General features: G+C 39.4%; 20 protein-coding genes and 1 other RNA gene. 10 read left to right on the plus strand and 11 right to left on the minus strand.

Going from position 1 to position 20,376, the window contains the following annotated elements:
- Nucleotides 1–16: 16 nt before the first annotated feature.
- The 5 genes from HWV03_RS03555 to HWV03_RS03575 all read left to right on the plus strand — a co-directional run bounded on the left by HWV03_RS03555 (nt 17) and on the right by HWV03_RS03575 (nt 6,857).
- Nucleotides 17–2,776: an immune inhibitor A domain-containing protein gene (locus tag HWV03_RS03555; RefSeq protein ID WP_211678487.1), complete on the plus strand. Its 2,760-nt coding sequence runs from the start codon at nt 17–19 to the stop codon at nt 2,774–2,776.
- A 167-nt stretch (nt 2,777–2,943) separates the two neighbouring features.
- On the plus strand, nt 2,944–3,240 hold the full coding sequence (locus HWV03_RS03560) for a hypothetical protein (protein WP_211678488.1): 297 nt from the start codon (nt 2,944–2,946) through the stop codon (nt 3,238–3,240).
- 116 nt (nt 3,241–3,356) lie between these two features.
- Complete coding sequence (locus tag HWV03_RS03565; protein ID WP_211678489.1) at nt 3,357–4,484, plus strand: RNA-guided endonuclease TnpB family protein; 1,128 nt, start codon at nt 3,357–3,359, stop codon at nt 4,482–4,484.
- A 770-nt stretch (nt 4,485–5,254) separates the two neighbouring features.
- The gene (locus tag HWV03_RS03570) at nt 5,255–5,752 is read left to right on the plus strand and encodes a PaaI family thioesterase (RefSeq protein WP_211678490.1); all 498 of its coding nucleotides are present in this window, start codon (nt 5,255–5,257) and stop codon (nt 5,750–5,752) included.
- Nucleotides 5,753–5,774: 22 nt separating this feature from the next.
- Nucleotides 5,775–6,857: a fatty acid desaturase gene (locus HWV03_RS03575; protein ID WP_211678491.1), complete on the plus strand. Its 1,083-nt coding sequence runs from the start codon at nt 5,775–5,777 to the stop codon at nt 6,855–6,857.
- A gap of 117 nt (nt 6,858–6,974) precedes the next feature.
- Here the strand turns inward: HWV03_RS03575 and HWV03_RS03580 are convergent, their stop codons facing one another.
- The 5 genes from HWV03_RS03580 to smpB all read right to left on the minus strand — a co-directional run bounded on the left by HWV03_RS03580 (nt 6,975) and on the right by smpB (nt 9,067).
- The gene (locus tag HWV03_RS03580; RefSeq protein WP_211678492.1) at nt 6,975–7,436 is read right to left on the minus strand and encodes a type II secretion system protein; all 462 of its coding nucleotides are present in this window, start codon (nt 7,434–7,436) and stop codon (nt 6,975–6,977) included.
- 12 nt (nt 7,437–7,448) lie between these two features.
- Nucleotides 7,449–7,799 (minus strand): hypothetical protein, encoded by a 351-nt coding sequence (locus tag HWV03_RS03585; RefSeq protein WP_211678493.1) that lies wholly within the window; start codon nt 7,797–7,799, stop codon nt 7,449–7,451.
- Between the two features lie 62 nt (nt 7,800–7,861).
- Complete coding sequence (locus tag HWV03_RS03590) at nt 7,862–8,050, minus strand: hypothetical protein (protein WP_211678494.1); 189 nt, start codon at nt 8,048–8,050, stop codon at nt 7,862–7,864.
- Between the two features lie 137 nt (nt 8,051–8,187).
- Nucleotides 8,188–8,546, minus strand: a transfer-messenger RNA (tmRNA) gene (gene ssrA / locus HWV03_RS03595).
- Between the two features lie 41 nt (nt 8,547–8,587).
- Nucleotides 8,588–9,067, minus strand: coding sequence for an SsrA-binding protein SmpB (gene smpB, locus HWV03_RS03600; RefSeq protein WP_211674105.1), 480 nt, complete (start codon nt 9,065–9,067; stop codon nt 8,588–8,590).
- A 221-nt stretch (nt 9,068–9,288) separates the two neighbouring features.
- On the opposite strand from smpB, the gene HWV03_RS03605 reads away from it, so the two are divergent.
- Nucleotides 9,289–9,732 carry an SRPBCC family protein gene (locus HWV03_RS03605; protein WP_211674106.1) on the plus strand — a complete coding sequence of 148 codons (444 nt, stop codon included), beginning with the start codon at nt 9,289–9,291 and terminating at the stop codon, nt 9,730–9,732.
- Nucleotides 9,713–10,042 (plus strand): RnfH family protein, encoded by a 330-nt coding sequence (locus HWV03_RS03610; RefSeq protein WP_211678495.1) that lies wholly within the window; start codon nt 9,713–9,715, stop codon nt 10,040–10,042. The genes HWV03_RS03605 and HWV03_RS03610 overlap by 20 nt, the downstream gene beginning before the upstream one ends.
- A gap of 67 nt (nt 10,043–10,109) precedes the next feature.
- Here the strand turns inward: HWV03_RS03610 and bamE are convergent, their stop codons facing one another.
- From bamE to nadK, 3 genes are all read right to left on the minus strand, one after another.
- Entirely contained in the window at nt 10,110–10,466 is a 357-nt protein-coding gene (gene bamE / locus HWV03_RS03615) for an outer membrane protein assembly factor BamE (RefSeq protein ID WP_211678496.1), read from the minus strand.
- 153 nt (nt 10,467–10,619) lie between these two features.
- A complete protein-coding gene (recN, locus tag HWV03_RS03620; protein WP_211678497.1) occupies nt 10,620–12,281 on the minus strand; it encodes a DNA repair protein RecN in 1,662 nt (553 codons plus the stop codon).
- Between the two features lie 174 nt (nt 12,282–12,455).
- Entirely contained in the window at nt 12,456–13,337 is an 882-nt protein-coding gene (gene nadK / locus HWV03_RS03625) for an NAD(+) kinase (protein WP_211678498.1), read from the minus strand.
- A 260-nt stretch (nt 13,338–13,597) separates the two neighbouring features.
- Here nadK and grpE point away from each other — a divergent pair, with 260 nt between their 5' ends.
- A complete protein-coding gene (grpE, locus tag HWV03_RS03630) occupies nt 13,598–14,254 on the plus strand; it encodes a nucleotide exchange factor GrpE (RefSeq protein ID WP_211678499.1) in 657 nt (218 codons plus the stop codon).
- Between the two features lie 95 nt (nt 14,255–14,349).
- Here grpE and HWV03_RS03635 read toward each other — a convergent pair whose 3' ends face one another.
- Together HWV03_RS03635 and HWV03_RS03640 are read right to left on the minus strand one after the other, a co-directional pair.
- Nucleotides 14,350–15,546: an anhydro-N-acetylmuramic acid kinase gene (locus HWV03_RS03635; RefSeq protein ID WP_211678500.1), complete on the minus strand. Its 1,197-nt coding sequence runs from the start codon at nt 15,544–15,546 to the stop codon at nt 14,350–14,352.
- A 29-nt stretch (nt 15,547–15,575) separates the two neighbouring features.
- Entirely contained in the window at nt 15,576–16,874 is a 1,299-nt protein-coding gene (locus HWV03_RS03640; protein ID WP_211678501.1) for a peptidoglycan DD-metalloendopeptidase family protein, read from the minus strand.
- A 181-nt stretch (nt 16,875–17,055) separates the two neighbouring features.
- Between HWV03_RS03640 and tyrS the strand changes: the two genes are divergently transcribed.
- Entirely contained in the window at nt 17,056–18,252 is a 1,197-nt protein-coding gene (gene tyrS, locus HWV03_RS03645) for a tyrosine--tRNA ligase (RefSeq protein ID WP_211674114.1), read from the plus strand.
- 78 nt (nt 18,253–18,330) lie between these two features.
- Here the strand turns inward: tyrS and HWV03_RS03650 are convergent, their stop codons facing one another.
- Nucleotides 18,331–18,954 (minus strand): trimeric intracellular cation channel family protein, encoded by a 624-nt coding sequence (locus tag HWV03_RS03650; RefSeq protein ID WP_211678502.1) that lies wholly within the window; start codon nt 18,952–18,954, stop codon nt 18,331–18,333.
- Nucleotides 18,955–19,827: 873 nt separating this feature from the next.
- On the opposite strand from HWV03_RS03650, the gene greA reads away from it, so the two are divergent.
- A complete protein-coding gene (gene greA, locus HWV03_RS03655) occupies nt 19,828–20,307 on the plus strand; it encodes a transcription elongation factor GreA (protein ID WP_211674115.1) in 480 nt (159 codons plus the stop codon).
- Nucleotides 20,308–20,376 lie beyond the last annotated feature (69 nt).

Raw genomic sequence — 20,376 nt, forward strand, 5'->3', positions numbered from 1 at the left:
ATAACAAGGAAATATAATGAAAAAACTCAAACATACACTGGTTGCAACCGCGATCATCAGCTTACTTGGTGTCAATGCTGTACATGCAAAAACACCAGTAGACTTGGGGGTCGTTAATGAGGATAAGTTGGCCGAAATGCTGGTTCGCAGGGGATTACTTGATGATTCAGCGTCATTACAGGAAAGGTCTGATGCAGTAAAAAGTTACTTAGATAATAAAATAAAACATGGATTTAGTGGTGATGCTCAATTTGGTAAACAAGCCAAACATCACCAAAGTCGCATTATTAATGTTATCGAGAAACAACAGGGATTGAAAAAATCGAGTGTCTTTGCACTGGAAGTTACGAATAAGCGTACCGATAAAGTGTTGGCTCTTTTAGTCGATTTCCCCGACCTTCCATGGGATGATAACAAGCTGACTGAAGTGCATACTTCGATGCTTTATCCTAGCTATCCACCAGAACATTATCAGACCCTGTTATTCTCAGATACAGGCTACACTGGCCCGAAAGGCAATAACTTAATCTCTATGCGTCAATATTATGAGCAAGAATCTGGAGATAGTTATAGTGTTTCTGGTCAAGCTACAGGCTGGTATCGAGCAGAAAAGAATGCTGCGTATTACGGTGGTAACTCTGAAACGACCGACAATGACAAAAATGCACAAGCGTTAGTGCGCGAGGCCCTGGCACAGCTCGCTAAAGATCCGAGTGTGAATCTGGCCGATTATGATATCGAAGATCGTTATGACTTTGACGGTGACGGTAACTTCCGTGAACCTGATGGTGTTATCGATCATCTCATGGTATTCCATGCCTCTGTTGGCGAAGAAGCGGGTGGTGGTGTACTGGGTCCTGATGCGATTTGGTCACACCGCTTTAATCTGGGTCAGCCATATGTGCTTGAAGGAACGACGAGTTCTGTACCGGAACAATTCAATGGTAACTATGCAGCGTTTGATTATACGATGCAGCCAATAGACGCTGCAGCAGGGGTTTGTGCGCACGAATATGGTCACGATTTAGGCCTGCCTGATGAGTATGATACTCAGTATACTGGCGCTGGCGAACCTGTTTCTTACTGGTCAATCATGTCTTCTGGTAGTTGGGCTGGTAAAATTGGTGGCACTCAACCGACAGCATTCAGTTCATGGGCCAAAACCTTCTTGCAAAACGCAATTGGTGGCCGCTGGATCAATGACGAACGATTGTCTATTGAAGAGCTAAAGGAGAAAGATTTATTCTTTACCTTGTTCCAAACTACAGATAACGATCGCCCTAACATGGTACGCATTGACTTACCGATGAAGAAAAGTGAAGGATTAAAACCGTTCGAAGGGACTGCTCAGTTCCATTCCGAACAGGGTGACAGTCTGAACAATTCGATGAGCAGAAGCTTAGATATTCCAGCGGCAGATGCCGTTAAACTGGTATTTAAAGCTTGGTATCAAATAGAAAAGGATTATGACTTTGCACGTGTGCTGATTAACGGTAAACCAATCTCTGGTAATATTACTACTCTAGATGATCCGCTTAATACTGGTTTAGCGCCAGCGATTGGTGGTGAATCTGATGGTTGGATCGATGCTGAATTTGATCTGTCGGATTACGCTGGGCAAACTGTTACGCTTGGTTTTGATTACATCACGGATGGTGGCCTAGCAATGAAAGGACTATTCCTTGATAACATTGCTCTGATTAGTGATGGTGACCGTACGCTGATTGATGATGCAGAATCAACGTCGACATTTACTCTTGATGGCTTCAAGAGCAACACAGGTTTCTACGAGTCTAACCACTATTATTTACTGCAATGGCGTAGTCATAACGACGTTGATGAAGGCTTAAGCAATATTAAACGTATGGGTCAACTAGTGACTTTCGAACCTGGACTGATTATTTGGTACGTTGATGATTCATTTAAGGATAACGCGGTAGGTAAACATCCTGGTCAAGGTTGGCTTGGTATTTTAGATGCTGATCAGAACGCGCTATTATGGGCGGATACTGGTCTTCCGGCACAAACTCGTTTTCAAGTTCGTGATGCCGCTTTTTCGTTACATGATCAAACTGAATTTAGTTTGACTGCTCGTGATGGCAATGTATTGGAAGATAGTAATCTTGCTGCCAATGGTCATTTTGCTGATAGTCAAGACTACAGTTTACCAGAAGCGCCAGATTCAGGGCGTATTGTGACAGAATATGGTCTCGTTATCGATGTACTAAATCAGGCAGATAACAACGAATACGGCGTACTCAAAGTTTCTTATTCAGAGACACCGAATGTTGCACCTCAAGCTATATTTGACCTTGTTGTTGATGGACTTGAAGTAACAACTACAAATAGAAGTACTGATAGCGATGGTAAAATTGATAGTTATCTATGGGATTTTGGCAACGGTCAGATCAGCAATGAAATTTCTCCGGTATGGAAGTATACTGAAAGCGGAAGCTACACGGTAACCCTGATGGTAACTGATAATGATGGCGAAACAGCTACTGTATCGGAAACTATTAATGTTGTTGCTCCAAATGTTGAACCTGAAGTTGGTGCGAAATATATTCACTTAGGTCGTCTAGTAACATTATGGTCAACGAGCACTGACAGTGATGGTCGTATTGTTGATACCGAATGGCAATTACCGAACGGTAAGACTAAGCGTGGTCGCCTTATTACGGCAATGTTTCCTTCATACGGTCACCATGTTGTGACATTGAAGGTAATTGATAATGATGGTGCTGTTGTCAGCAAGGTTATTAACGTTAAAATATAAATGTCATAAAAATGAATCAAAGCGCCCTCTTGGGGCGCTTTTTAGTTTCTTAAACCTCTCAAGTAAATGTAATACGAACATATATTTACTATATGAAATGCTAATTTATCCTCTCTGTTTTTCCTGTTAATGTACCAACTCAATTTAGCTAACTTAAGGACGAGTTCGTGCAGTCAAAATTTCTATGGATATTTTTTATCATATCAATTTCATTTTCATCACTCTCTTATGCAAAAGATTTTTTTCGTGTTAGTGGTGGTGATCTGTTGATTAGTAACAATGGCATGACACATTCAGAAGTAGTGGAAATAATTAATAACGAAAAGTCATTCAAACGAATTTCATATAATCGTTATATTTTGAATGCGTCTGTGGGTGGTGAATTTGAAGTGAAGTTAACATTTGAGGGCGGAAAGTTAACTGGAATTAAGTCTAAGCAGATGGGAGGAGTGGACTACCATTAGCAGTTAACGCCGTAAACCCTCGCCCGATCAGGGCGGGGATACAAGGTGAAAGTGCGTAGCGCTTTGATCTTTGTTATTTTGTGGTATGATACTGTACGCATATACAGAGGTTTATTATGTTAAGAGCAACAAAAGTACGTATTTACCCTACAGCCGACCAAGCAGAGTTTTTAAATGCTCAGTTTGGTGCTGTTCGGTTTGCGTATAATAAAGCTCTGCACATTAAGAAACATTTTTATAGTGTAAAAGGTATATCACTTGCAGTACAAAAAGACTTAAAACCGTTACTCGCTAAAGGCAAGAAGTCCCGTAAGTATAGTTGGTTAAAGCAATATGATTCTATTGCACTGCAGCAAGCAGTTATTAACCTAGATGGTGCTTACAAGAGGTTCTTTGATAAGAAACTTAAAGCAGGTTTTCCGACCTTTAAGCGTAAGCATGGTAAACAATCCAGTTACCACTGCACGAGCGTAAAAGCCACTGATAACACGATTAAAATACCTAAATTATCCGCCATAAAAGCACGTATACACCGTGAGCTAGTCGGTACACTTAAAAGCATTACTATCTCAAAATCTGTAAGCGGAAAATACTTTGCATCGCTATTAGTTAAGTCAGATGAAGCAATCCCAGTTAAATCAAAGCACATTACAAGCGTGTCAGGTTATTACCTTGGATTGACACATTACTTAATTGACGATCGAGGTAATAAGACCGCTAACCCTCGCTTTCTTGTGAATGCTTGTAGCAATTTAAGAAAAAAGCAAAAGGCATTAAGCAGAACTAAAAAAGGTTCTCGTAACCGCTCTAAAGCACGTTTAAAACTAGCGTCGGCACATGAACGTGTCAGCAATGCTAGAAATGACTTTCAGCATAAATTATCAAAACGAATTATTGACGATAACCAAGCGGTAATAGTTGAGACTCTGAAATCATCAAACATGCTAAAGAATAGAAAATTAAGCCGTCATATTTCGGATGCTTCATGGTCTGGCTTTGTTGATAAGGTATCTTATAAAGCTGAAATGTACGGAGTCCACCTTGTTAAGTGTAATCAGTGGTTCGCAAGTTCTAAAACTTGCTCATGCTGTGGTGATAAGGTAAAAGATATGCCGTTGAATATCCGTCATTGGTCTTGTCCATCATGTAACACTCAACATGATCGCGACATTAACGCATCAAAGAATATTCGTCATTACGGCATAATTAAATTAAAAGCGGATGGATTGACCGTTTCTGCATAGTGAAGCTGTGTTAGACCTGTAATATTTACAGGCTGTAGCTAACGACCTATGAAGCATCGCCATTTATGGCGGTGAGCAATCACCAACTCTTGTATCTAAAGATACTGCTTATTGTTTAAGTTGCGAAAACCTTACTTCTCTTTCTTCATTGGTATCGGTTCTGTGCAGTACGTAAGGCTGTATATTAACCCAACAAATCACATTGCCACTCCAAAATAGCTACATAGATCACGTTTATACCTCTTTATTGTTGATTTTGTGGCGTGGTTGTAACCGTTTTGTTACATTTTTGAGGTCGATTGATAGCGACTCAAGCAGCTAAAATTTAATATTTATAAGGACGCCATTATGAACGAAAAGTTAAAACTCGTATTATTTCAAAAGCTTAAAAACTCAAATGGCTCACAGTGAAATGAGAGTTTAATTGGTAACCACAGAAAGAATACTAATAGCTTAAAGTAAATAACAATATTTCAAGGACGGATTTAGTCGTATGCGTCGAATTCAAAGTGATCAAAACAGGGTGTTAAACAGCCAACTTTCCTTTCTCATGTCATCTATTTTTAAAAAACAAGATATATCAAAAAGGATAGAAAGGCTTCTTCCAAAAATTCATGGACCCAAACCAATGAAGTTAAAAATAATCCGAACTTATCGCTTTTAATGCCTCGATATGGCGGACATGTGGGCTTCGTACTTCCTAAATCTAAGGGAAGATATTGGTCCGAAGAAACGACGATTAAATATTTAAACAACAAAGGAATGTGAATATGAAAAACATCATTGAAAACAGAACAAGAACATTTGATTGGGCAGATCCTATGATTGGGGCTAAAAGCGCAATGAAAATGAGTGGTTACGACTATTTAAAAAGCATAGCTGATGGTGATCTTCCTATGCCACCAATTATGAGCTTGATGGGGGTCGATAATTGTGACGTAGATAAGGGTTATATGCGCTTTGAATTTAACGCAGAAGAATATCACTACAACACTATTGGTGGAGTACATGGCGGTGTATTTTCTACACTATTAGATTCTTGTATAAGCTGCGCAATTCATACCACTTTGCCGCAGGGAGTAGGGTTTAGCACTATCGATCTAAAAGTAAACTTTATTCGACCAATTACGATCGAAACAGGCTTAGTTATTTGTGAAGGTAATGCAATTCACACTGGTAGAAAAACAGCAGTGGGTGAAGGACGCTTACTAGACGCTTCAGGGAAGTTATTAGCGACAGCATCAGTAACTTGTTTGATACTAAGTTAACAGTACATCGGGATTTAATTTTATGGATAGCAAGCAAGAACAAGTAACTCTACAAGATATTCGGCGCGCAATGCCAAAGAAGTATTTTGAATGTAATACGCTAACTTCTATCAGTTATTTTTTAGTTAATTTAGCATTATCTTTAGTGTTGCTCTTGGTCGCAATTTATTATTTTGAATCCCTTTCTTCTCCATTTTTTGAAATAGCTTGGTTAAGTTATTTTTTTCTTCAAGGTAAGTGTTTTTGGGGATTTTTCTTATTGGGACACGACTGTGGTCATAAAGCATTTTCTAAAAATAGACTAATCAACGATGGTGTTGGTCTATTAGTACACTCGTTTTTGTTACTACCGTATGAACAATGGAAATTTACTCATAGAAACCACCATAGGTATTGTGGACATATTGATAAAGATGAAGGATATGGCCCGGTTCGAGAAGGCAGTAAAGTAAGCCGTAAAGCCAGTGCACTCTTGGCACTAAGTGGTTTTGCCTATTGGTGCTATTTGGTTGGGATTTCAAGACATGGAATCAATCATTATTCTTACACTGACCCTTTGTTTAAAAGCCGAAAGAGTAAAATGAAAACGTCACTCTTTGCTGTTATGTGTATGTTCCTATTTTTGGCCGTGCTGTCATTTCAATATGGCGCAGTGAACGTACTTTTGTATTATGTTATTCCCCTGCAAGTTTATTCATACTATTTTATCATTATCACTTTCTTACAGCATAATGATGAGAAATTGGTTTGGCATTCTGATAAAGAGTGGACACCGTTGAAAGGTAGCTTAACAACTATTGACCGTAACATCTCATGGTGGAACATTTTCTGCCACCACATCAACTTACATCAAGTTCATCACTTCTATCCTAATATCCCTCACTATCGATTAGCCCCCGCGACTAAAGTCTTTAGGAAAAATCTCCCTTTGTTGGTTAATACGGCTAGCGAGGCAACCCTTTTTTCGTATGCAAAAAATTTGTGGAACTATACTTTTTTCGGAAAAGTGAAAAACAACCAACACCGCTTTAGTTATCATTCAGCCAAGCATAGTAGCTTAGAAAGTAATGCTACATCAGAGAGCCCTCATAATGTTAAAAGCTAATTGGGGTGGTAAGAAGGGCTGCTTGATTGATGAAGCCTTGGTGCTAAATCTGTTTGTTGTTAAGAGTATGCGTCCATGCTTTGTGGGACATAGACTCATTTTACGCGCCTATATTATTTATAAACATTCGCCAGTTGGTATCAATGTTCCTTCGCCAATCTTAAAAGCACTATTGGAACTTGCCTGCGAATATTTAATACAAGCATCACCAGTATCATTTGAGTCTTCAAGGCTGATGATAGTTGTACCAATGTATCTACCAAGACGAACTTTAAATCCTTCTAGGGTTACGATTTTATTTATATTTTCAGGCGTGCCAGAAGGATATGCATAAAAAAGATTAACGACTTCGCCATTAATCTTAACAGTACTTCGTTCTAATTTATTAACACCGTCTAACTGAGCTCTGTAGTGAATGAGATTAGCCGCGCTATTTAATGCCGCACTTGCTGCATGCAGTGATGCATCTTTAGCATCGTCTTGTATATTTATAAATTTAGGCACAGCAGCTGCGGCTAATATGCCTAATACAATAATGGCGATCACTAATTCGAGTAGCGTAAAACCTTGGTTTTTCATTTTGTTTATTGATTACATCCAATAAGACTTTGGTTTTGGCATAAAGTCGCTGGTATCAGACATATTTTTAATGTCATTATTCGCATTTTTTTGCGCTGACTCAGCTTCTTTTTTAGGTTCTTCTAGTTTCTTACCGTCGTCATAAACGATATCACTTGGATCAATTGGCTGTGAGCCTAACCCGTCAACGCTAATTGGTTGATCTTCTATGGCATCTTCAACTGTTACAGGCGCTAACGCTTGAATCGGGCTCATTGGTTGGTTCATTGGTAGGTTTGCTGGCTGGTTCATTGGCAGGTTAGAATGGAAGCTACAACCTTGATTGAACAGACAAAGAAAGATGATTAATTTTAAATGTTTCATTATTACCTCATGCACCATTGCTATAAACAGCAACGTGTTATGAATTACTGTATTCGCTAAACTTATTCTACTTGGGTTTTTAGCAGTGACATTACAGCCATGAATTGTGTAATACCAAGGAGAGGACTTTTCTCTTTTTCTTTAGATTCCCCACCTAATATCGATGGAGCTTCAGATGCTGAACCACCACCGAAACTGCTACAACCTTGAAGTGACACGCACAGACAAATCATTAAAACTATCTTATTCATAACCACTCCATTGATTTACTTACTAAAAAAAACTGTTTTTTATAAGCTTTTTCTGAATTTTAGATAAAGAAAAGCCCATTGAATCAAACCATTCAATGGGCTGCGACACTTAGGAGGGTGCCGTTCTAACTTGCGTTTGGTGGAGTCGGGGGGAGTTGAACCCCCGTCCGAAAAACCTACATCCGCGGTACTACATGTTTAGTCATCTCTATTAATTTAACTTTTTATTAAGCCGAGTGACAGGCCGAACAAAAGCGTGCTCGATTGAGTTTAGCGCTTTCTCTACGAGCGAAGAGTCCACGCGATCCCGATATTTAATGACCATACAATATTAGAGACCCTCGGGCAGGGTTCTAAATGATGGCTAGCTAGCCTAAGCTGCTAGAGAGTAGTTAGAGTCGTTTGCAACTATAACAGTGCGGCTTTTTACGAGGCCAACCGCCCCTCGACATGCACCTAGGGTTTCGTGAATCTCGTCGAATCCTAAATCGACCCCAGAACTAAAATTCTACGCTAATAGTGTAGAATTGCAACACATTAACGAACTTTGTGTTTCATCATTCGTTCTTTGTCTATTTTCCATTCACGATCTTTCACATCTGAACGTTTATCGTGCTCTTTCTTACCTTTAGCAAGACCTATGTTGATTTTGACCCAAGCTTGCTTCCAGTACATTGATGTTGCAACAATAGTATAACCCTGACGGTCTACTTTACTTGCTAGTACTTCTAATTCACGCTTGTTTAATAATAACTTACGAATACGTGTCGGGTTGCAAACTACGTGTGTCGACGCGGCGTCGAGTGGCATGATCTGCGCACCAGACATAAATGCTTCACCGTTTTTAATAAACACATAACTTTCGGTAATGTTTACTTTACCGGCGCGTAATGATTTAACTTCCCAACCTTGGAGTTCTAATCCTGCTTCCAAGCGATCTTCGATTTTATATTCGAAACTAGCCGTTTTATTTCTCGCGATGGTGTTTTCGCTTTTTTTTGGTTTTTTCTTAGCCATAATTTATCTTTATGCACCCATCATTGACGGAATTTAATGTTATAAATCTTATAACAAAATCGAATTTTATCCTAGTACTAGTCTTACTTTGCACGGAATAACAAATGAATTTTATGCAGATAAATGCTAAAGTTGGCTACTTATTACTACTGGCAGAGAGAGATTGAGCCATTAGTAAGCGATTTAATTTTTTGATTGTTGTTTTCAATATAGGAACACGTATGCCACGGATAACACGCAGCGCACTGTTAATGTATAGCGCTGACCAAATGTTTAATTTAGTAAACGATGTGAATGCATACCCAGATTTTTTACCAGGTTGTACTGGTACACGCATTTTAGATGAGCATGATAATCAAATGACAGCAGCAGTTGACGTTGCCAGAGCCGGTATTAGCAAAACATTTACCACTAAGAATACGCTAATACCTGGGCAAGAAGTAAAAATGGATCTCGTTGATGGGCCGTTTAAAAAACTTACAGGTGGTTGGACGTTTAAAGCGTTAGATGAAACCGCATGTAAAGTAACTTTAGATCTAGATTTTGTATTCAGCAGTAAATTAGTGGAAGTGGCGTTTGGGCGTATTTTCTCTGATTTAGTGAATAACATGGTGCAATCTTTTACAGAGCGTGCAAAAGAGGTTTATGGTGTCGACCAAAATTAAGGTAGAAGTTATTTATGCATTACCGAAAGAACAAATTACTTTTACGGTAAGTTTAGAGCAAGGTTCGACTGCCCAACAAGCGATTGAAGCATCGGGTATATTAGTCAAATATCCTGAGATTGAGCTGAATAAAAATAAATTAGGTATCTATAGTCGCTTAATCAAATTGGATACTGTGGTTGAAGATGGTGAACGTGTTGAGATATATAGGCCATTAACTGCCGACCCTAAAGAGATGCGCAAGCGCCGTGCTGAAAAAGCCAAAGAAGATGGGCGGATTCACGAAAAAACAGGCCAAAAAATAAGATAGAGAATAATATAAATCACAACTCAATTTAGGTTGTGATTTATATTATCAATAATTTCTTGTTCTTAATTTATCTATCAAGTGGCGTTGAAAAGTTAGGGTTTAGTGGATAATCACCAACCACCGTTTTCAGCTTATCACTTTCAAAGGTTAATACCAGTTGCTTACTTGTTACTTCGCCACGCCCTGTTTTGAAGCGATATAAGTAATTCCACACATCACGGTCAAATGAATCAACCAACATTGGACTACCAAGTACAAAAGTAACTTGTTCTTTCGTCATATCAACACGTAATTTGTCTACTTGATCATCTTCGACATAATTACCTTGTGGAATATCAATTTTATAAACTAGTTTTTCAAGAATTGAACAGCCCGATAAACTGAAGATGGCCAAGCCTGCAATAAGTAAGTGTTTTAAGCGCATAAGTATTTTACTAATTAAGTCCATATAGATAGGTAAATAGTAACTCGGCTGGCGAGTGAAGTAAATCGATGTATTTAGTCGGTTTACTTAGAGTTAAGCCAATTAGAAGACAAAAGCAGGAATTAGTTCCCGCATTGTCTTTAATGTGGGGGGTTAAACTAACATTTCTTCGGCATTACTTAACGTCGATGCGGTGATCTTGTCTCCTCCAAGTAAACGCGCTAACTCTTCAATACGTTTTTCTTGGCTTAAGGGCTTCATGCAGGTTTCGGTAGTTTTACCATCGGTGGTTTTACTCACAAACATTTGTTGATGACCTTTGGATGCGACTTGCGGTAAATGAGTCACGCACATGACTTGGGTTTTATTGCCTAATTGACGTAATAGTTTGCCAACAATAGAGGCGGTTTGCCCTGAGATGCCCACATCTACTTCATCAAAGATTAACGTTGGTGTTGATATTTTCTGCGCTGTGATCACTTGGATTGCTAAGCTTATACGTGATAACTCACCACCTGATGCCACTTTACCCAGTGCTTGTAATGGTTGCCCTGGGTTCGTTGAAACTAAGAAATTAATATCATCCAAACCTTGTGGATTTGGTGTTTTATGTTCACTGCTTTCAAGGGTTATTTCAAAACAACCATTTTCCATACTCAGTTCATGCATGCTTGCCGTGATCAGTTTGTTTAACTGCTTTGCGTATTTTTGACGACTTGATGATAGTTTTGTTGATTGTTGATGATACTTAGCTTCAGATTCTTGTAGCTCTAGCTTGATACTCTCAATTCGTTCATCGTCACCGGCAATATTGTCTAATTCAGATTTTAGCATTTGATGATGTGTTGCGAGCTGATCTGCGGGTACTTGGTGTTTACGTGCGAGTTCTAAGGCCTTACCTAAACGTTCATCAAGGTACTCAAATTGTTCAGGGTCGCGGTCAAGATTATCTGTGTAACTGCGAAGTTCATTACCGGCTTCTTCGGCTAATACAACAGCTTCTTGCAAGGTATCTGTGATTGACTTTAATTTTGGATCCATGTCTAGCAAGTTTTCTAAACGCTGAGTTACCATTTGCAACATGCTGCAGATGGTATTGTCTTCATTCTCATACAGTGTGTCTAAACTCGTCATACACTCTTGGACTAATTCAGTGCTGTTGGCTAAAAGTTTATGTTCAGCTTCAATCTGGCTATATTCACCATCGGCTAAGGCAAACTCGTCAAGCTCTGATACTTGATATTGTAATAGCTGTTGTCTGGCTGCCCGTTGTTGCTGGTTTTGTATTAGTTTCTTTTCTTCATCCGCTAAATTATGCCAATTTCGGTAACTATCACGGACGCTCGTCTGTAATTTTGTATGGCTGGCATAACCATCGAGGATCGCCAATTGGATTTCTGGTTTTAATAAAGTTTGATGTGCATGTTGTCCATGTACCTGAACCAAAAATTGAGACAGTGCTTTAAGTTGTTGCAATGGGACGGGGACACCGTTGATATAGCCTTTAGAGCGGCCTTCTGCAGTGATAACACGGCGCAGGATACATTCATCTTCATTATTTAATTCGTGCTCTGCTAGCCATCTGTAGGCGAGAGAACTTTCTTCTACGGTAAAAATGGCGCTGATTTCAGCTTTTTTCTCGCCGGGCCTAACTGTACTGGCATCAGCACGAGAACCTAAAGCAAGACCAAGCGCATCAATGGCTATGGATTTGCCTGCACCTGTTTCACCAGTTACGGTTGTCATGCCTGACTTTAGTTCAAGTTCTAAAAATTTAACGATAGCAAAATTATGAATAGTGAGTTGCGTTAGCATACTGTACCCTGTTTATTTTATCAGGCTGGTTTTATATACAGTATATATACACTGACCCATAAGTGTAAATACTTTGCTTTAGTTGAGGGCTTTATTTTCAATTTGTGATCAAGATACAGGGACGTGAAAGGATAGGCTTAACATGGGATAAGCCTTTATAGCGCTGCGTTCAGACTAAAATAATTTGCTTCCCCAGCCTAATTTTTCACGTAAAACATTAAAGTAATCATAGCTTTTCGGGTGGATCAAATTGAGATGGTTTTTATCTCGTTTGATGATAATTTCATCACCAGGAAGCACGCCAATATGGACGTGGCCATCACAACTGACCATCATATTTTCTTCATTATTTGGCGAAACAACTAATTTAATCGTGCTATTGGCGTTGATGACAATAGGGCGGCTTGATAGTGTATGAGGGAACATCGCCATTAAGGTGATTGCTTCTAGACTTGGAGATAGGATTGGACCACCGGCAGATAACGAATAAGCTGTTGAGCCTGTAGGTGTTGAGACTAATAGGCCATCGGCACGTTGGCTCAGCATAAAGCTATCATCAATGTAGACTTCAAATTCAATCATCGCGGGGATCTTACCTGGGTGTAAGATTGTTTCATTAAAGGCCAAGTTGGTGGCTTTTAACATCCCGTAGCGATAAATAGATGTGTTTAATAAAATACGCTTTTCCGAGATATACTCGCCTTTAAGTACGCCCAATAAATGGTCATCAAAAGCTTCAGGATCAAGATCGGTCAGGAAACCTAAATTACCCCGGTTAACCCCGATAACGGCAATATCAAAACGGGATAATACGCGACCAGCACCAAGCATGTTGCCGTCACCACCAACCACAATGGCAAGATCCGCTTCTTCACCTAGGTCCATCAGTGGCCGTGATACGATATTATCCATGCCTAGGTCTTGAGATACACGACTATCAACAATAACCTTGTATTGGTGTTCGGTTAAAAAATTGTGCAGGGCAATAAGGGTTTTGGTTGTTTCTGGGTGTTTGGGTTTTCCGATTAACCCGATGGTTTTGAATTCTCTCTTCATTGCCTTGATTCCACTAAGTAAGTATGGGGTCAGTATATACTTAAGCCACTTCAAGATTCAAAGTATAAACGCGATCTAAATGTCGCTTAATTAATAATTTATAGTGTGTTATTTAGAACTATTTTTACTGTAGGGTGTAACTAGGGATGAATTTGACTTGAATCTCGTGTTAGGATCCCCATTATATTTCTGTATAAACCATTAATTGTAATATAGCGTACTAATTATAGAGTATGCTGAATCGAATGTCGGAGAAAGTAATGAGCAGCGAAAAGCAAAAAGTACAGGCTGAAAAGAAAGTTGAAGAGCAATTAGTAACAGAAACTGAAGCACAGCCTGTAGTTGAAGATGTTACAGTTGAAGAGGTTGCTGTTGAAGAAGCGACTGTGGAAGTTGATGAGTCTGTAGCACGCATCGCTGCATTAGAAGCTGAACTAGCGAAAGCAACTGCATCAGCAGCTGAATTTAAAGATACTGCATTACGTGCGAAAGCTGATGCTGATAACATTCGTCGCCGTGCTGCGATTGATGTTGATAAAGCAAAGAAATTCGCGCTAGAAAAGTTTGCTAATGAATTACTGCCTGTTATTGATAACATGGAACGTGGTCTGTTACATGCTGATAAAGCAAATGAAGCATTACTACCATTGATTGAAGGTATTGAGCTAACAGCTAAATCACTGGAATCTGCATTAGAAAAATTTGGTGTTAAATCTGTTAATCCTGAAGGTGAAAAATTCAACCCTGAGTTACATCAGGCAATGAGCATGATCGAAAGTGCTGATGTTGAACCAAATACAGTGATTACTGTGATGCAAAAAGGTTATGAACTAAATGGTCGTCTAATCCGACCTGCAATGGTGATGATCTCAAAAGCGGTAGCAACACCAACTCCAACAATTGATACGCAAGCTTAATTGTCGATATAAGTAAGAATCGAATAAAAATAGAGCCGTTTGGCTCTATTTTTTTATCATCTTTTTATGTTCGTTACTATCGTGATGTCATGGTCTTAACCTGCGGGATAAAAAGCACCCAAAATTGCTAAGCGGCTTGCGCCTGTGACGGCAGGTAAATTACCCGGCTGTTTATGGATATGTTGCTTCGCTAACCAAGCAAACGCAATCGCTTCAACCCAATCAGGATCAATGCCTATTTCTGTGGTTGTCATTACAGGTGTAACTGGTAATAATTGTGCTAAGTCTGCCATTAACAATGGATTGGCCGCGCCACCACCACAAATGTACACTTCATTCGTTATATTCACGTTATTACTTTTATTCCCGATACTATTATGCATCAATTTAGTGACTTCATTAGCAATAGAAACTGCGGTAAAACGCGTTAATGTACGTTGTACATCGGCATCTGAATATGACAGCGGATGTTTATCTGAAATAGTATCTAAACTGTTATTTAATGTTTTATTTAAATAGGGTTGCAGCCAAGCTAAGTTAAATAACTCTCGACCCGTGCTTTTCGGCGGGTTTAACGCAAAAAATGCATGCTGTAATAATGACGTCAGTAAAGACTCGATAACAACCCCTGATTTTGCCCATTGGCCATCTTCATCGTAGCTTTTTAGGCTGTTATTTTTAGCAGTAAACCAGGCGTCGAGTAGGGTATTCCCCGGACCAGTATCATAGCCAATAATGGATTTATTCTGCTGCAAGCTTGGCAAGTAGGTTATATTGGCTAAACCACCGATGTTAACAATGGCGCGATTGATACTCTGGTGTTGAAATACAGCCTGATGGAAAGCAGGGACTAAGGGCGCACCTTGACCACCAAGGGCCATATCTTTGCGTCTAAAGTCAGCGACGGTATCAATATTGGTCAAGGCGGCAAGAATATTAGCATCTCCGATTTGTAAGGTGAAGCCATGCTCGGGGTGGTGACGTACCGTTTGACCATGAGAACCAATAGCTGTGATGTCTTTGGCGGTATACTGTGTTTTAGCCAGCAATTGATCACAAGCAAGCGCAAAGGTTTCAGCAAGCGGTTGCTCGATGGTGGCAAGTGTGCTTATTTCATTGCCGTTAGGACGACACAATTGATGCAGTTGAGCCGTTAGCTTCGCAGGCATAGCTTGTAAGTGCTGGGCAATAAGTTGGCACTTGCCATGCTCAAATGCGACTAAGGCAGCATCAATACCATCAATGCTGGTTCCAGACATCAGTCCGATATATAACTCACGTTTGTTTGGCATTGTCGCTCCCTAAAATCAGCCGTTTATCTTTATTGTGCGATTAGACTGTATAATTTCGCATTATTTTCCAATTGCTCTATGATGCCCTTCGCTTCGGAGACAAACTTGGTCTTTTCACTACCGCGTAATGACTCTGCTTTTGGTAGTGACACTGTTTTTGGATTTTTGTGCTTACCATTCACTAAGAATTCATAATGTAAATGGGGGCCCGTTACGCGACCCGTCGCACCAACCGTACCAATTTTTTGATTCTGTTTAACCCGCTGTCCTTGTTTGACACTACGCTTATTCATGTGCAGGTATTTAGTGACAATATTAGCGTTATGTTTAATAAAGACGTAATTACCGTTAAAGCGATTATAAGCAGATGCGATAACTTTACCATCACCTGCAGATACAATAGGGGTACCTGTTCTAGCTGCGTAATCAATACCATTATGCGCACGTACTCTACCTGTTACTGGATGACGGCGATTACGGTTAAAACTAGAGCTGATATATTTAAAGTTTACCGGAGCGCGTAAGAAGGCTTTACGCATAGAGCGTCCTGACGGGGTATAGTAGCTGCCATCTTTATGGCGTACCGCTTGAAATTTATCACCTTGGTTGATGAACTCTGCGGCAAGGATATTACCTGTAGAAACAAAATCACCATCAATATATTGTTCTTCATAAATCACTGCAAAACTGTCGCCCGCTCGAATGTCGAGGGCGAAATCGATATCCCAACCAAATATTGTGGCTAAGTTCATGATTTGTTTTGCTGGCATTTTACCTTTAACACCTGCATTCCAGAAGTTACTGGTGATCTCTGCACGCGTGAATGTTTCTCTGACTTCTATTTTGTTTTTAAGGGTGTTAGTTGTGTAACCATCAGCTGTTTTATTAATGTGTAACGATTCGGTGGCGCTGTAAGGGTAAATAAGCTCAACAAATTGGCCATCATTATTCGTTGTGATGGTTAGTTTTTGTCCTGGATAGATACTGCGTAAGCGTTTAGCCGATGACAATTTGTCTATTTCATAGATGGTTTTTGTCGATAAATGGCTACGTTGACCAATTAACGATAGGTTATCACCCGCGCGAACAATAATTTCCTCACTGGTTAATCGTGATTTAACCGGCTTATTTTCTGCCGAGGTGATGCGAGGTAATTTTAAACTGTAACGATCACCAACTTGGTATATATAAAAAGAGTCTGCATCTGATGATAGTGGTGCGCTGGTGGAGACTGGGAGTAACAGCAGTGTAATGATCAAACCAAAGATAATTAGAATGAAGGTTCGGTGCAGTTTTGGTAATTGCTTAAAACGGTTACCGAATGACATATGAAAGCACAACCTTGTGGCAATTTTAAAAGAAGGTACATATTCTAACAAATACTAAGGTCTGTGCAAAAAAATTATCACCAAATTAACGGTATTGCCTCAGTGCAATGGTTTTCAATTGTGATGCTATCCAGTAGTATAGAGTTATTATATTTAGGTAATAAGTGTGGAGCTTAATATTATGACGCAAATCAATGATGCGTTACGTGAAATCAAACGTGGTACAGAAGAAATCCTAGTTGAAGAAGAATTAGTAGCAAAACTGAAAGAAGGTCGTCCGCTAAGAATTAAATTAGGTGCTGATCCAACAGGTGCTGATCTACATTTAGGCCATACTGTTATCTTAAACAAGTTACGTCAATTTCAAGACCTTGGTCATGAAGTTATCTTCTTGATTGGTGACTTCACTGCAACCGTGGGTGACCCGTCAGGTAAAAACTCGACACGTCCACCACTAACACGTGAAGATGTACTTGTTAATGCGAAAACGTATACAGATCAAGTATTCAAAATTTTAGATGAGTCAAAAACACGCATTGAATTTAACTCTACGTGGTTAAACGAATTAGGTGCTGCGGGCATGATCCGTTTGGCGTCGCAACAAACAGTTGCACGTATGCTAGAGCGTGATGACTTCAAAAAACGCTATGCGTCAAATCAAGGTATCGCGATCCACGAATTTATGTACCCATTATTACAAGGTTATGATTCAGTTGCGCTGCAATCGGATGTTGAGCTTGGCGGTACAGATCAAAAATTCAACCTATTAATGGGTCGTGAATTACAAAAAGCAGAAGGTCAGAAGCCACAAACGGTCATCATGATGCCACTGCTTGTTGGTCTTGATGGCGTGAAAAAAATGTCTAAATCAGCGAACAACTATATTGGTGTAACAGATGCACCGAATGAGATGTTCGGTAAGATCATGTCTATCACTGATGAGTTGATGTGGAACTACTTCGAATTATTATCATTCCGTCCATTAGCTGAAATTGAAAAGTTCAAAGCTGATATCGCGGCAGATGCTGTTAACCCACGTGATGTTAAAATTTCATTAGCAAAAGAAATCATTGCCCGTTTTCACGATGAAGCGGCAGCAGAAAGCGCACATAATGATTTCACGCAGCGTTTTTCAAAAAATGCGATCCCAGATGAAATGCCAGAGTTTGATTTTGCAGTAAGTGATGCAATCGCAATTGCTAACTTATTAAAAGGTGCTGGTTTAGTATCAGGGACATCGGAAGCGATGCGTATGATCAAGCAGGGTGCTGTTAAGATTGATGGCGAAAAAGTAGAAGATACACGTCTTGTGCCGACTGCGGGTACAGCCGTATACCAAGTTGGTAAACGTAAGTTTGCACGTATTACACTTGGCTAACTGCTGATAAATAATTTAAGCCCGTTATGATAATTGTCATAACGGGCTTTTTAGTTTTAGGCTGTTAGCGAATGTAATTTACGAGCGGTGGTGTTTTAAAACAAAGATAGGTAATCTTAAATGCCAATGCACTGCGGCCATTCGGAGTGTAAATACCCCTGTCATGGCGAGTAACATCGCTAAATCTTCAGTTATGCCAATGAGTAGTGCGCCAGTATAAACTAGGCCTCCCAAGACAGATGCAGTCGCATAAATATCTTTTTGTAATACCATCGGTACGCGACTGGCTAACAAGTCTCTAATAATACCTCCTGCAACACCGGTGATCACACCCATAACTACCGCGGTCATCCCCGGTGCGCCATAAGCCAAAGCTTTCTGCGTACCCAGTACGGTAAATAAGGCTAAGCCTACTGCATCCGCAAGGGGTAATAATATTGGCGGCATGCGATGATTACGGTTAGCAAACAAAATGGTTAACATAGACGTCAGAATAATAACGGTGAGGTAAACGGGGTCGTGCACCCAGAATGCAGGGCCTACATCTAAAATAGCATCACGTATTGTACCACCTCCAATCGCGGTTACGGCAGCCAATACTGTAGCGCCAAATGGGTCCATGCGCATCTGCCCTGCAACTTGTACGCCTGATATTGCAAAAACGGCGGTACCCGCTAAATCGAGTAAATAAATCATATCCATGTTCATCATCAGTAAACTTATTAATCCTTTCTATATATTTGTCCATAATTAAGAAGAGCAGAGTATACGGATAGAGAAAACGATTTCTTTTAGCTATATCGAAGTTCTAACAAATAAAGTTGCGAATATAAATAAAATTTGAATTATTAATGATGCGATTCTGAATATTATCTTTCAGATGAAATTTAGAGGGAAGTGAGTAAAAGAGGGTTATATGTAGGCATAAAAAAAACAGCATAGAGAAGTTTTCGTCTATTTATAATCAAGCGTTATAAAACAATAAACTTTTCCATGCTGTTTTTGGTATTTTAAACTATAGGCTAGCGATTGATGGTAAAGCACCACTTGTGATGGCTAAAGTGGTTAAAACAGTAAAAACGGCTATAAATTCTTTCATGATAATGTCCTTGGTGTTAATGGATTGAGTACATTATGCACATATTTTATTCGTTTGGCTAGCTATTTATGAGAAAAGTGTAACTTTTAATACTTTGGGCTCTCGATGATGTTGAAGTGCTGATTAGTGTGAGTCTTAATCTTTTTATCCGTGCTGACTGTTGTGATTCATGATATTTTTGTTGTTGAGTATTTTAATTTGTATGCAAAAGTTTAGTTTTAGTTGTTACGATCATGACTTCACTTGTGTTGGGTGAAATGTGCGTAAAATAGCGTGTTAAGTCGAATTTTAAAGCTGGTTATTAATGAGCAATCAAAGGTCTCAATAACCAGATTTAATGTGTTTAATGGTTTGAATAAGGTGAAGTATCGTCATATTCGTATTACAATAGGGGCATTGTGATTGTAAACATTGTCGGCGCTGTAAAACTCAGTAATGTCATGATAATGAATTGATTAAAAGGTTATAAAAGTATTATGAGTAATATTATCCCAATGACTGCACGTGGTGCAGATAATTTACGTGAAGAGCTCGAACGTCTTAAAACTGTTCGCCGTCCTGAAATTGTGAATTCAATTGCTGAAGCGCGTGAACACGGCGATTTAAAAGAAAATGCGGAATACCATGCGGCACGTGAAGAGCAAGGGTTTTGTGAAGGCCGTATTCAAGATATTGAAGGCAAGTTATCAAATTGCCAAATTATTGATGTAACAAAAATGGCAAACAATGGTCGTGTTATCTTTGGTTGTACAGTGACAATTTATAACACTGAAACGGAAGAGGAAATAACTTACAACCTAGTGGGTGATGATGAAGCGAATATTAAACAAAATCGTATTTCAATTAATTCACCAATTGCGCGTGGTTTAGTAGGCAAAAGTGTCGATGATGTTGCGGTTGTGACGACGCCGGGCGGCGCGATTGAATTTGAAATTGTATCGGTAGAATATATCTAACTATCGACACACTTCATGAAAATACAGATACGAATTACGGTGTACTGTGACCCAGTTTTAACACTGGGT

This window comes from Moritella sp. 36, from assembly GCF_018219415.1.
In the GTDB taxonomy this organism is placed as follows: Bacteria; Pseudomonadota; Gammaproteobacteria; order Enterobacterales; family Moritellaceae; genus Moritella.

Bases quoted from the DNA above. Each gene is read 5' to 3' on its own strand.
- HWV03_RS03590 (WP_211678494.1), bottom strand. From the start codon at position 8,050: ATGAATAAGATAGTTTTAATGATTTGTCTGTGCGTGTCACTTCAAGGT.
- greA (WP_211674115.1), top strand. From the start codon at position 19,828: ATGAGTAATATTATCCCAATGACTGCACGTGGTGCAGATAATTTACGT.
- HWV03_RS03650 (WP_211678502.1), bottom strand. From the start codon at position 18,954: ATGGATATGATTTATTTACTCGATTTAGCGGGTACCGCCGTTTTTGCA.
- HWV03_RS03585 (WP_211678493.1), bottom strand. From the start codon at position 7,799: ATGAAACATTTAAAATTAATCATCTTTCTTTGTCTGTTCAATCAAGGT.
- HWV03_RS03580 (WP_211678492.1), bottom strand. From the start codon at position 7,436: ATGAAAAACCAAGGTTTTACGCTACTCGAATTAGTGATCGCCATTATT.
- bamE (WP_211678496.1), bottom strand. From the start codon at position 10,466: ATGCGCTTAAAACACTTACTTATTGCAGGCTTGGCCATCTTCAGTTTA.
- HWV03_RS03605 (WP_211674106.1), top strand. From the start codon at position 9,289: ATGCCACGGATAACACGCAGCGCACTGTTAATGTATAGCGCTGACCAA.
- HWV03_RS03555 (WP_211678487.1), top strand. From the start codon at position 17: ATGAAAAAACTCAAACATACACTGGTTGCAACCGCGATCATCAGCTTA.
- HWV03_RS03565 (WP_211678489.1), top strand. From the start codon at position 3,357: ATGTTAAGAGCAACAAAAGTACGTATTTACCCTACAGCCGACCAAGCA.
- HWV03_RS03635 (WP_211678500.1), bottom strand. From the start codon at position 15,546: ATGCCAAACAAACGTGAGTTATATATCGGACTGATGTCTGGAACCAGC.
- HWV03_RS03575 (WP_211678491.1), top strand. From the start codon at position 5,775: ATGGATAGCAAGCAAGAACAAGTAACTCTACAAGATATTCGGCGCGCA.
- grpE (WP_211678499.1), top strand. From the start codon at position 13,598: ATGAGCAGCGAAAAGCAAAAAGTACAGGCTGAAAAGAAAGTTGAAGAG.
- tyrS (WP_211674114.1), top strand. From the start codon at position 17,056: ATGACGCAAATCAATGATGCGTTACGTGAAATCAAACGTGGTACAGAA.
- HWV03_RS03570 (WP_211678490.1), top strand. From the start codon at position 5,255: ATGAAAAACATCATTGAAAACAGAACAAGAACATTTGATTGGGCAGAT.
- smpB (WP_211674105.1), bottom strand. From the start codon at position 9,067: ATGGCTAAGAAAAAACCAAAAAAAAGCGAAAACACCATCGCGAGAAAT.
- HWV03_RS03610 (WP_211678495.1), top strand. From the start codon at position 9,713: ATGGTGTCGACCAAAATTAAGGTAGAAGTTATTTATGCATTACCGAAA.
- nadK (WP_211678498.1), bottom strand. From the start codon at position 13,337: ATGAAGAGAGAATTCAAAACCATCGGGTTAATCGGAAAACCCAAACAC.
- HWV03_RS03640 (WP_211678501.1), bottom strand. From the start codon at position 16,874: ATGTCATTCGGTAACCGTTTTAAGCAATTACCAAAACTGCACCGAACC.
- recN (WP_211678497.1), bottom strand. From the start codon at position 12,281: ATGCTAACGCAACTCACTATTCATAATTTTGCTATCGTTAAATTTTTA.